This is a genomic window from Cytobacillus sp. NCCP-133 (assembly GCF_026011715.1).
In the GTDB taxonomy this organism is placed as follows: Bacteria; Bacillota; Bacilli; order Bacillales; family Cytobacillaceae; genus Cytobacillus.
Window position 1 is genome coordinate 688,190 of the sequence record NZ_BRVM01000001.1, and the last position, 11,738, is coordinate 699,927.

The following is an 11,738-nucleotide window of genomic DNA, read 5'->3' on the forward strand; positions in this document are numbered from 1 at the left end:
AAAACCACAGGCATATCCATCTTACACTAGGACCTGAGGAGGTTCTTAAAAGTTTCCAGCCCCCAAACGGCTACCCGGCTTCTCGCCGTTTTAAACCTGGACTCGTCTGGGTTCCATAATGGCAAAAGGTACTTTAGAAAATGAAAAAGGACCACTTCTAGTGATCCACTAATGCTACTTCTTTTTATTTTTTCCCAAAATAAAGATCGGTTCAAATTCTCCTTCTTCATATAAGAATGATAAGGATGTAATAGGCACACGGCCGCTTGCAAAAAAGCTCATGGTCATTTGGGCAAGGACGTCATAGCCTGTTTCGTTTTTAATGTCGGCAATAATCAGAACATCCTGATGAGGAACCGCTACAGCCATCGCCCCTTCCAATTTCCGCTTCATTTCTTTTATAAAAGATTCGTTCAGAATTCGGCTGGCATCATATCCATCATTTTTATTTAAAAAATAAAAGGTATTGCCGGCGACGTTATCCGCCTTCATATCGGTTGATAGTGAACGGACATTAAACAGGGCCGTTTCTTTAATCCTCTCCGGAACCCAGCCCTCTTTTTCCATTAGCTGCTGATCGATGAGCCGGTAGGTTTTGCCAAGGTCCAGCGCGTAATAGATTCGTGTTTCAGCAGTATGGTCATCCGTTAAAAACGGAACACCCTCCTGTGATTCACCAGGGAAAGAGGTTGAACGAATGACAGGAAAAATATTTTTTTCATGCCCCGCCAAATGGGGATCTTTCACCATTGCTTGCAATCCCTCTTCCACATAATAAACGACTTCGTCAATTGCCTTTTCTTTTTGTTCCTGCCATTTGGCAATAATGCCTGGAAGGGAAATCGTAATTCCTTTTCCAGTCTCTGTATTTTCAATGCGGAGCTGGTCTTTCTCCCTGTCAAAGGAGAAAGTGCGATGATCCTTTGACAGCCGCTTTTCCAATTCATTCTTCATTTTTTTGCTGTCCATTTTCATAATAAGCCCCTCCTTATGGGGATTGATTCCGAATAACATTTTACACTAAAAAACCCTCTTTCTCAAAAGAGACGAAAAAGGGTGCAAGCTCTGCTTATTTTTCAAGAGTCCCAATGAAGTTCTCAATTTCTTCCTGTGTTTTGCGGTCTTTGCTGACAAAGCGGCCCAGCTCCTGGCCATCCTTATAGCCGATAAAGCTTGGGATGCCATACACATCCAGTTCAATGCAAAGATCAATGAATTGATCACGGTCTACATATATAAAATTGTAATCACTGAATTTTGCTTCTACATCTGGCATGATTGGATCAATTACCCTGCAGTCCGGACACCAATCAGCTGAAAACATAAAGAGATGCCTTCCTTTGCTGCGCAGCTCGTTAAATTGCTCCAATGATTCTAACTTTCTCATTTACTTTCTCCCCCTGTATTGATTTTCATGTCTCCGTACTGGATCCATCCCTTTTTCCTCATATATTCAGATATTATCAAGCTAATTAGAGCAGGTCCAATAAAATGCAATACAATCACTTTTATTAAAATATCTGACCCAAATCCCATCGTTGTAAAAGTCATAATCTGGCCGACAAGTCCGCTTGTTCCCATGCCCGCTCCGGCTGCGTTGTTTTCCATCAGCCATAGAGTTGTTCCGAAAGGTGCAAGAATCGCCCCAGCCAGGGTTGGGGGAATGAGAATTCGCGGATTCCTGATAATATTGGCAACTTGAAGCATAGAAGTCCCAATGCCAAGAGCAATAAACCCGCCGATTTTATTTTCCCTAAAGCTACTTACAGCAAATCCGACCATTTGTGCCGCACAGCCAATGGTTGCAGCACCTGCGGCAAGCCCATGAAGATCCAGCATAAGTGCAATTGCCGCCGAAGAGATGGGAGCTGTTAGTGCTAATCCCATTAATACAGCAACAATCACTCCCATTATGATAGGCCTTTGTTCAGTGCCCCACATGATCAGGCTGCCAAAGCTCTTCATTCCATAATCAATACCTGGGCCAATGGCTGTTGCAATAACATAACCAGATGCAATCGTGACAAGCGGGGTCACAATGATATCAACTTTAGTCTCTTTGCTGACGAGCTTACCAATTTCTGTAGAGATGAGTGCAGCAATAAAACTCCCGGCTGGCCCGCCTAGTGCGGCCCCAGCAGCCCCGCTTGCAATTGCCGAAAATACAACAAGCGGCGGAGCTTTCAAACCATAGGCGACTGCTACTCCAATCGCAGGACCCATTAGCCCCATTGCCAGTACACCCATCTCAGTCAGATACGCCCAATTGAATTGATCTCCGATTGTTTTAATGATCAGCCCAATGATCAGCGAAGCAAAAAGACCTAAGGCCATGCTGCTTAGCGCATCAATAAAATAAACTTTAGCTGAAAGAGATACCCCTTTTCTATCCAGAAAGGCTTTCATTATTGTCCCCCTATGTATACTTTTTTCATCTATAAAGATAACACATGTCAAGACACTTGTTATACATATTTTTTCTATTCTTATTGTTGTATTCAAGAGGGTATTCTATGATACTATATTCATTTTATTTAATCTGTTAATTGGCATGTTCATCTCTGCACTCTCGCAGGACTTTGAAACACAGCCTTTTATTCATATCTCACTTGTTACAGATAAACGAACATAAGAAAAGCGTAATGCGCCTGAAGCTAGACAGTTATCTAATTCAAAAGGATATAAATTCTGATATTATAAAAAAACGAAGGGCAATGCCCTTCGTTCGTTTTTATTTCTTCACCTTGACGGAATTAATGATTTCCATCATGGTGGCAGCATCAGATGATAAATGTTTCGTTTTGGATTGCGTTGATATTTTTACACCACCGATGCCGGCGACCAATTCATTTTCGTCTTTATTTCCATTGTTGATTAATAGAAAGCCCCTATGCCCATCTTTCGTATAGGTTTCATTCACTTCATATTCTTTTTTCTGCTGTAATGTAGCATCGTAGACAACTTGGCTGTCCGTGCCTTCGTGCGGATTGTAAAAGAGGATATACGTCTTGGAACCATTTTTTAAAATGATATTATTAGGGCTTTCCTCTTTCACTTCCACTCCGAAAGGCAAATAATACTCTATATCTTCATTCTTGTGATTAGTCTTTTCAGGTGTTTTATTGAATGCTTCCTCTGCAGCATTCTTTGCGGCGGTTTGCTCTTCCTCCAATGATGCTGAACAAGCACTGAGCAGTATAACAGAAATAAACAAGAGCAAGGCTGCAGTCATTTTTCTTTTCATACTAAAGTCCCCCTTGCCAGGAAATCGATCATCCTTTCTTATCATACATTTCTTCTTAATAGTCTGACAACCCTCCATATTGGAAATGAGAGCCTTTTCAGTGCGTTACTTCTTAGCAGAAATGTTAAAATATAAGAATCATGCATAAAGGAGGAAAAAGGAATGGAAATTACCGTCTATTTAGCGGGTGAAATTCACTCCAACTGGCGCGATGAATTAAAAGAAAAAGCAAAATCCCTTCAGCTGCCTGTTCATTTTACAGGTCCTATGGAAAACCACGACCGTTCCGATATGATTGGGGAAGAAATTCTGGGTAAACAGACAGATGCGATCTTCCGGGATGAGGCTGCTTCAAGCATTAATAATTTAAGGACACAGCTTCTTATGCAAAAGTCAGATCTTGTGATCGCATTATTCGGAGAAAAATATAAACAGTGGAATACCGCAATGGATGCAAGTGCGGCCCTCACACTTGGCAAGCCGCTGATCCTTATCCGTCCAAAAGAGCTCCATCACCCATTAAAAGAACTTTCAAGCAAGGCAAATGTAACAGTTGAAACCGTTAACCAGGCATTAAAAGTGCTATCCTACATCTATGAAACTGAGTAGAAAAGTGCAAGCGGCCTGCCCATTAAGGGGGAGTCGTCCCGCTAGATAGTTATCGCCGTTTAACATTATACTTCCTTATCTTTTAAAGAATGGGGCAGCCTAGCGGCTAGCCCCTTTTTCCATATTCATATTGCCCGATCAGCAATTGCATAACGTGCGAGAACATTTCTGCACGATTCACTTGCCCATTCGTAAAGATCCCGACTGCCCCTTCATTTTTGCGGATATTAGCTTTTTCGGCATAATTATCCATTACAGGTCCCAGCTCTTCGCCGGCAAGAAGCCTTAAGGAAACTTCTTTCGGAAGCGGTATTCTTGCTCCTCCGCCAATAATAGGTGGTTTCCCATCTTCAATTAGAGCACCCCAGTTGCATAGAAAAAGCCCATAATCTGTTTGCTGTACCCCGCCTTCCAAGCCAATCCCAATATGGCCGCCAGCTGCTTCAAGAGCCGCGAAAGCTCTGTTTATGGCCCCTTTGATTGTTTCTTCATCAGAAAAAGGCTGGTCGCTTACGCCTGATGGCACATTTTTCGAAATGACTTCGGCTTCATATCCGCTAAATCCTCTTTCCACCGCCAGGATTTTGGCTGGATTTTTTGAACCAATGATGATTTTCATAACTGCTCCTTTCTTAACGGAAAAAGAGACAGCAGAGCTGTCTCTAAAAAAATTAGCTGTTTTGGCGAATTGTATCTACAGTGGTGCGGTCACATGATTTTACAAGCTTTACGAGAAGCTCTTTTGCCGCTGCGTAGTCATCTACATGCACAATGGAAGCATGTGTATGGATATAGCGGGAACAAATGCCAATCACCGCACTTGGAACTCCTTCATTGGAAATATGCACTTTTCCGGCATCGGTTCCGCCCTGCGAAACGAAATACTGATATGGAATATTGTGCTTTTCGGCTGTATCCAGAACAAATTCTCTCATTCCGCGGTGTGTGACCATTGAGCGGTCCAGGATTCGGAGAAGGGCTCCTTTTCCCAGATGGCCAAATTCATTCTTATCGCCAGTCATATCGTTAGCGGGGCTTGCATCCAAAGCAAAGAAAATATCTGGGTTGATCATATTCGCTGCTGTTTGCGCACCTCTTAAGCCCACTTCCTCCTGGACAGTTGCTCCTGAATATAGGATATTCGGCAAAGTTTCACTCTGAACTTCTTCCAATAGTTCCACTGCTAAACCGCAGCCATAACGGTTATCCCATGCCTTAGCCAATAGTTTCTTTTGATTTGCCATTGGGGTAAACGGACAGATCGGGAGTATTTGCTGGCCCGGCTTGATGCCGATTTTTTTGGCATCTTCACGGTCGTCTGCACCGATATCAATCAGCATGTTCTTCAATTCCATCGGCTTGCTTCGCTTTGCCTCATTTAAAAGGTGGGGAGGGATAGATCCAATTACACCAGTAACTGGGCCATTATCCGTACTAATCTGGACTCTTTGTGCAAGCAAAACCTGGCTCCACCAGCCGCCAAGTGTCTGAAAACGGATCATTCCATTATCCGTGATAGAGGTTACCATGAATCCCACTTCGTCCATGTGACCTGCCACCATCACAGCCGGGCCGTTCTCATCGCCTCTTTTTACGCCAAAGATGCCTCCAAGCTTGTCCTGAACGACCTCATCGGCATACTGGCTGATTTGTTCCCGCATAAAATTCCGCACTAAATGTTCGTTTCCGGGTGCTCCCGGCAATTCAGTCAACATTTTAAAAAGCTTCAATGTTTTTTCGTTCATTTTTCTGCTCCTTTAACACGTGCCAAAATCGGCTGTGAGAATATGTATTATTTTATTTTACAGAACTTTCTTACGTCTTGCCACCATTTCAAAAAAGTGAACTTCGGTAATCTAAATTTGCGTAATTGGATTTTCTTAAGTTTTACTTAAGGCAATAGGTTATTTATTTTAGTGTCAGCTTTTTTTTGGTAAGATAGAGTTGGAAACATTTAATCGAACTTTTAAAATCATTTTGGAATCTGCTTTTTTATCATCCGCCTTGGGAGGTGCAATTATGAACTGGAAATCATTTATGTTTGGTGTCGGAGTCGGTATTGCCAGCGGGTATGCTGCAAGGGAACTTCTGTCGCAAAAGACATCTGTTTCTCCGGAAAGAGCTTTGGCGAATGCAAAAGAATCGTTCAAACAGGAAGGACCCATAAGCGGTTCGTGGATTCAAATGAAAGCAGAGCCTTATGAGAAAGGACATTTGAAATATCAAGTCTATAGAGGCGGCATTTCTAGATTTTCCGGGGAAGAGGCTGAGCAATATGAGTTTATTGCGGATGCCGGGACCGGAACGATATTGGACGTTTATCCACTCCATTAAAAAAATCCCCTTATGGGGATTTTTTTAACTTTCTTTCCTTTCCAATTGATCCGATAAACTTTTCCCTGTCTCATCCCATTTGACAGCACGGTAAAATGCATCGTGGTAAAAAGTGAACCAGGCATTATTTTTCAATCCATATTCCATCCATTCTTGTTTAGCGCTGATGGAATCCATCGGGTAATCATCATAAGCCAATACCCATAATACATTCTGGTGGGCATGCGTCGGCATAATATCCGCCATATGGATTATCGTCTCGCCCTCATCTTCGATCACAAGGATGGAATGGCCATCACTATGGCCGCCGGTGTGAACCATCTTAATTGGGCCAAGCGTCCATTCTCCTTCAAAGGCTTCTACCTGATTTTGGATCGCTTCCCAGTTTTCTTTCCAGTATGTATTCCTTGAACGGATGTTTGGATTTCTCATTTCTTCCCATTCCACTGCTGAAGCAATTATTTTTGCATTCGTGAATACAGAAGCAAATCCCTCCTCCGCAGGCTTTGTCAGTCCGCAAGCATGGTCAAAATGAAGATGTGTCATAAGAATATAATCAATATCCTCAGGAGTAAGGCCAAGTTCAGCCAAATCCTGTATAACGTATGATTCTTCAAGAGCTCCAAAATTGCGCTTCTGCTTTTCATTCAATTTTCCATTGCCCAACCCGGATTCCAAAAGAATATTTTTCCCGGCAGCTTGTATTAAAATCGGGTCAGATCTTAATTCAATTTGATTTGTCTCATTGCACGGGTATTTTTTTGACCATAGTGGTTTGGGCACTACTCCAAACATAGCCCCGCCATCTAGATATGTAACTCCCCCGCGAAGCCAGGTAAGCTTTATGTTTTTCAGTTCCAATTTTTCCATGATTATCTCCTCCAATTTTCTATTTTATTTTATAGTAACACTTAATCGTTTACTTGTTGAAATATTTGAAATTATTCAGTCAAAAAAAGCCTACCCAAATGGATAGACTTAAAACTATCTATATTGCACTTCACACCGGTAGATGCGGCTTCCTTTTGCTGAAAACTTCTCTTCATATTCTGTCATGATGTTTCCTTCGAAATCGCTGCTATGCAGGTCAAGGCTGACAAATGTCAGAAGCATGCCGTAATCCGAGAAGCTCATCAGAGAGGATTCGAATAAGCCCCGGTTATCGGTTTTAAAGTGAATTTCTCCTTTATCCACCAGGATATCCTTATATATTTCCAGGAAGGTTCTGTATGTCAGCCTGCGTTTTGCGTGGCGTTTTTTCGGCCAAGGATCGGAAAAGTTGAGATAAACGCGGTCAACCTCGCCTTTATCAAAGTAGTCCCGAAGATCATTGGCGTTTACATTCAAAAGCTTTATGTTAGGCAATTCCTCCTCAATGATCCGGTCAAGAGCTGTAACAATAACACTTTCAGCCAGTTCAATCCCAATGTAGTTGATATCCGGATTCGCTTTTGCCATTCCAGTAATAAAGCGTCCCTTACCGGTTCCAATCTCAATATGAAGCGGCTGGCTCTTATCGAATGCTTCATGCCACTTTCCTTTATATGTTTCAGGTTCAGAAATTACATATTGAGGATATTCGGCTAATTTGTCTTTAGCCCAAGGTTTATTTCGCTGTCGCATATTGACACTCCCAAAAATTAATATCGTTCAAACAATATCATGCAAATTGCAGTGATGCAACTTTATTTTGCGGCATTGATTTTCCATAGAATACTTCTTATAGTTTAACCAATTAGCTGCTGAACCTATAATTTGCATTTGTCTCCATGAATAAATGAAAAAAGGAATCCACAACCTAGAGGTGAATTCCTTTTGTTTTATATCTTCAGATTCAGGAAGAAAGGGTGTTTTTGATGCCGCTTAGACAGCAAGACCAATTAAATTTATTAAAGGATATATTAAGCAATCATCAGACGGATTGCTGTGGCTCTATATCAGAATGTGAACAATTGGAACGATTGGTGAAGTCTCTAATGGTCAATGGCCATATTAATCAAAATGTAAAAACAGTATTAGAAGAAATTTATGAGTACAGCCAGCATGGCATTAATTCTTCCCAATTGGATAATCACATTGAATCACATCAGAATGAATTATCACAATGGGTTCATGACATTGATCAGTTTTCCTGAGCTTTTATAAGAGCTCATCCAAATAGAAAATCCACTTGTCCATTTCCTGGTATCTAAGTTTGCTCTTATGCCATTGGATCGAAGTTAGTGTTTGAGCGATCACATACCATTTCATTCGGAGCATCAAGTCATCTGTTAATTCGATTCCATAACGCTCTACCCAATTTGGCCATTCTTCCTTTGGGATATACCAATATAACAGCATTCCTAAATCAATGGCCGGATCGGCAATCATAGCCCCATCCCAGTCAATCAAGTACAGCTGGTTGTTTTCTGAAAGCAGCCAGTTGTTATGATTCACATCGCAATGGCAAACTGTCATTTCCTCACACTGGATATTTGCGATCTCTCTCTTAAGGAATTCAATCGATTGAATGACCGCCCTTTTCTGTTTTAAATCGGAATCCAGTTCCTCCTCAACCATATGCAATAATGTTTCAGGCTGAAGCGGAGACTTTCCCAGTCTCGTCAGCATCCCCAGCAAAGGCTTGGAGGAATGAATTTTTTTCAGCAGCTTTGCAATGCTTTCCTGGTTCATATCGGAAGCTTTCAGTTCTCTGCCATTTAACCATTGCTGTGCTGTAATGACATCTCCATTCTCCATCCTTTTCGTCCACACCAGCTTTGGGACAATCCCTTCAGCAGACAGAACAGCCAGAAATGGCGAGGAGTTTCGTTTTAAAAATAGCCTTTGCTCTTCATGCTGGGCATAAAAAGCTTCTCCCGTCGCACCTCCGGCGGGAACAATCTCCCAGTCATGTCCAAATAAATGTTCCAAAATTGTTCACCTGCAATCTAGTAAGCCATTTTATTAAACAGCTATAGTTGATAAACATAAGCCCCGTTTTTTATCACTCACACTATTCTTCAAGACGAATCGCAGAAAAAGAGTATTCTATCCAAAATAAGCTAAAGCCCATATACATTAAAGGTTATATTCACGGTTTTCATACGTCTATATCATGCCTGTTAACCCCATAAATCAAATCAAGCATCTATACCTCACAGGTAAATAGCCGGATGCGTTTTATAAGAGACTGCCTCTTTGATAGGCACAGATTGATATCTTAAAATAAAAAAAGCGCTATTGATTCAAGTTTCTCACAATAGCCATCTTTATAAATTTTATTCTTACTGGCTTTTTTCGTCAAGTGCATCTATTTAGGTTTCCGGAATATTAGCCAAAAAATAGAGAAAAATCCGGCTTATTTCTTCAGTATTTTTTATATAGGAATAACATCGCCAGGAAGGCGGTCTAATCTTGGACCTCCTCCCTGCAAACTAACACATATGAACTTACAGGCATTACGGTTAGATTTTTGGAAGCTCTCCCTATTGACATAGAACCGGCTTTTTCATGATTTGCAAAAATTTCCCACACCCCCTCCGGCAGAGGAATCACCTCTTTGGCCGAAGTCGGATTTAGCAATACTGCAGCCCTTTTCCATTCTGCTTTTCCGTCGGAACTAATCAGAACAAATCCAATAAGCGGCCTCTTTATATTAAGAAAGCAAATGGATTTCCGGATTGAATCAGCACTGGAAAGCCTGAAAAGAGGTATGTTTTTCCTTATTTCAATAATTCCTCTTATATATTCCACATGATCCGAAAATTGGATTTTCCGCTCCCAATCCAGCTTATTAATGGAATCCGGGGCGCGGTAGCTATTTCCATTGCCCCTTTTAGTCCTGAAAAATTCCTGGCCGCTATGCAGAAAAGGAATCCCCTGTGCAAGGAGAACCATAGCTGTCGCCAAACGGTGTTTTCTTTGCTGAATCGTTTCATCCAATCCCTCGGTGCACACGAGAATTTTATCCCATAGAGTATGATTGTCATGTGATTCCACATAATTTACAGATTGCGAAGGAGAACTGAAAATGCCCTTTTCTTTTTTTTCAAGGCCAATGCTGCCAGCGAGCACCTTTTTTGCAGCTTCATAATAATGGTCATTCCCTAATGCATACCCCTTATCATACAAATTAAATGTGCTGCCCTTTATGGAATCCCGAAAATAGTCATTAAACTGCCCAATCCCCGGAAGCTTTTCCTGATTGCGGATGCTTGCTTTTTGGTCATCTGGGATTGGAGTATTCAAATCCCAGCCTTCCCCTATAATAACCGAAGTTGGATCTATTGAATCTGCCACTTTCCGTATACGGTTCATGGTTTCGATATCGAGTATACCCATTAAATCGAACCTGAATCCATCAACATAGTATTCCTTCATCCAAAACTCCACGGAATCAAGAACAAACTTCCTGGCCATTAGGCGTTCCGATGCAAAATCATTTCCGACTCCTGTTCCGTTGGAAGGCATTCCAAATTCGTTGTGGCGAAAATAATAGCCAGGCACGATTTTCTCAAAAGAAGATTCTTCCCGGATATAGACATGATTATATACCACGTCCATAATTACCCTTATCCCCTCGGAATGAATAGAATGAATCATGGCTTTTAACTCCCGTATCCTGGAATAAGGATCACTGGGATCGGATGAGTAGCTGCCTTCTGGTGCATTAAAATGCAAAGGGTTGTAGCCCCAGTTATAATCGGACTTTGGACCCATCTCATCCACTCCTTCGAAATCATGGAAAGGCAGAAGTTCAATATGGGTGATTCCAAGTTGTTTTACATAGGAAAGTCCAGTCGGCTTTCTATCTCTCCCCATCGTACCTCCCTCACCGGCTCCAAGGTACAATCCTTTTCTTTTTGCTCCGCTTCCGGAATGGATCGTAAAGTCCCGTATATGCGTTTCATAAATGATTGCATCCGTTGGCTGAAGAATTGGCTGGAGTTCAGGCTTGCCTATTTTGGTGCTTTCCAAATCGACTATAGCTCCGTATTCGCCATTGACCGCAACGGAAATAGCATAAGGATCCACCGCTTCTCTCCATTCAAGGTTCACACAAACGAGATAAGTGTAATAATACCGGTCAAGATCACCAGGTATTTCACTGCTCCAAACTCCTTTTTCCCCTCTGGCCATCTCGACTGTTTGAGCTTCTTCCTTTAAATTTACTTTCAGCTTAAGCTTCACTTTTGTGGCAGTGGGTGCCCAGAGCCTAAAAACAGTCTTTTCTTTGGAATAGGAGAAGCCCAGGGGACCCTCATAAAAATAGTTCCTGTCGAATTGCTCGGTTCGGATGACGGCCCCCATTTGCAAATCCGTTTTCTCACCATATTCATCCACTACCCAGTACTGTTTTCCCAGTGCCAGCTCCTGATCAATCCGGCAGGTATATTTAATGGCCTCCTCAATCGGCAGGCTAGCCAATATCTTCATCGGAATTTCTTCCGCACCTGCCAGCAGATTAAACCTTGATGATCGTCCTTGATGGTATTGGAAAGGAAGTAAGATCGTAATGATGTGCATTTCATCTAAATAGGCATAATAATTCCGTTCTATTGATATCATT

13 protein-coding genes are annotated in these 11,738 nt (G+C 41.8%); 3 read left to right on the forward strand and 10 right to left on the reverse strand.

Annotated features, from left to right (window positions below; translation table 11 throughout):
- Positions 1 to 174: 174 nt before the first annotated feature.
- The 4 genes from NCCP133_RS03415 to NCCP133_RS03430 form a co-directional block, all read right to left on the reverse strand.
- On the reverse strand, positions 175 to 975 hold the full coding sequence (locus tag NCCP133_RS03415; protein WP_264803549.1) for a DUF1444 domain-containing protein: 801 nt from the start codon (positions 973 to 975) through the stop codon (positions 175 to 177).
- 94 nt (positions 976 to 1,069) lie between these two features.
- Complete coding sequence (locus tag NCCP133_RS03420; protein WP_264803550.1) at positions 1,070 to 1,387, reverse strand: thioredoxin family protein; 318 nt, start codon at positions 1,385 to 1,387, stop codon at positions 1,070 to 1,072.
- The gene (locus NCCP133_RS03425; RefSeq protein ID WP_264803551.1) at positions 1,384 to 2,406 is read right to left on the reverse strand and encodes a PTS transporter subunit IIC; all 1,023 of its coding nucleotides are present in this window, start codon (positions 2,404 to 2,406) and stop codon (positions 1,384 to 1,386) included. The genes NCCP133_RS03420 and NCCP133_RS03425 overlap by 4 nt, the downstream gene beginning before the upstream one ends.
- Positions 2,407 to 2,731: 325 nt before the next feature.
- Positions 2,732 to 3,244, reverse strand: a complete 513-nt coding sequence (locus NCCP133_RS03430; protein ID WP_264803552.1) for a hypothetical protein — start codon at positions 3,242 to 3,244, stop codon at positions 2,732 to 2,734.
- 162 nt (positions 3,245 to 3,406) lie between these two features.
- Between NCCP133_RS03430 and NCCP133_RS03435 the strand changes: the two genes are divergently transcribed.
- Entirely contained in the window at positions 3,407 to 3,853 is a 447-nt protein-coding gene (locus tag NCCP133_RS03435) for a YtoQ family protein (protein ID WP_264803553.1), read from the forward strand.
- A 106-nt stretch (positions 3,854 to 3,959) separates the two neighbouring features.
- Here the strand turns inward: NCCP133_RS03435 and NCCP133_RS03440 are convergent, their stop codons facing one another.
- On the reverse strand, positions 3,960 to 4,472 hold the full coding sequence (locus NCCP133_RS03440; protein ID WP_264803554.1) for a DUF84 family protein: 513 nt from the start codon (positions 4,470 to 4,472) through the stop codon (positions 3,960 to 3,962).
- Positions 4,473 to 4,524: 52 nt separating this feature from the next.
- The gene (locus tag NCCP133_RS03445; RefSeq protein ID WP_264803555.1) at positions 4,525 to 5,598 is read right to left on the reverse strand and encodes a M42 family metallopeptidase; all 1,074 of its coding nucleotides are present in this window, start codon (positions 5,596 to 5,598) and stop codon (positions 4,525 to 4,527) included.
- Between the two features lie 274 nt (positions 5,599 to 5,872).
- On the opposite strand from NCCP133_RS03445, the gene NCCP133_RS03450 reads away from it, so the two are divergent.
- Entirely contained in the window at positions 5,873 to 6,187 is a 315-nt protein-coding gene (locus NCCP133_RS03450) for a PepSY domain-containing protein (protein WP_264803556.1), read from the forward strand.
- A 24-nt stretch (positions 6,188 to 6,211) separates the two neighbouring features.
- On the opposite strand, the gene NCCP133_RS03455 is transcribed toward NCCP133_RS03450, so the two are convergent.
- Positions 6,212 to 7,057: a YtnP family quorum-quenching lactonase gene (locus NCCP133_RS03455; protein WP_264803557.1), complete on the reverse strand. Its 846-nt coding sequence runs from the start codon at positions 7,055 to 7,057 to the stop codon at positions 6,212 to 6,214.
- A 114-nt stretch (positions 7,058 to 7,171) separates the two neighbouring features.
- A complete protein-coding gene (trmB, locus tag NCCP133_RS03460; protein ID WP_264803558.1) occupies positions 7,172 to 7,810 on the reverse strand; it encodes a tRNA (guanosine(46)-N7)-methyltransferase TrmB in 639 nt (212 codons plus the stop codon).
- Positions 7,811 to 8,043: 233 nt separating this feature from the next.
- On the opposite strand from trmB, the gene NCCP133_RS03465 reads away from it, so the two are divergent.
- Positions 8,044 to 8,322 (forward strand): YtzH-like family protein, encoded by a 279-nt coding sequence (locus tag NCCP133_RS03465; protein ID WP_264803559.1) that lies wholly within the window; start codon positions 8,044 to 8,046, stop codon positions 8,320 to 8,322.
- Between the two features lie 4 nt (positions 8,323 to 8,326).
- Here NCCP133_RS03465 and NCCP133_RS03470 read toward each other — a convergent pair whose 3' ends face one another.
- Together NCCP133_RS03470 and pulA are read right to left on the reverse strand one after the other, a co-directional pair.
- Complete coding sequence (locus NCCP133_RS03470) at positions 8,327 to 9,100, reverse strand: phosphotransferase family protein (protein ID WP_264803560.1); 774 nt, start codon at positions 9,098 to 9,100, stop codon at positions 8,327 to 8,329.
- A gap of 477 nt (positions 9,101 to 9,577) precedes the next feature.
- Positions 9,578 to 11,737 carry a type I pullulanase gene (pulA, locus tag NCCP133_RS03475; RefSeq protein WP_264803561.1) on the reverse strand — a complete coding sequence of 720 codons (2,160 nt, stop codon included), beginning with the start codon at positions 11,735 to 11,737 and terminating at the stop codon, positions 9,578 to 9,580.
- Position 11,738 lies beyond the last annotated feature (1 nt).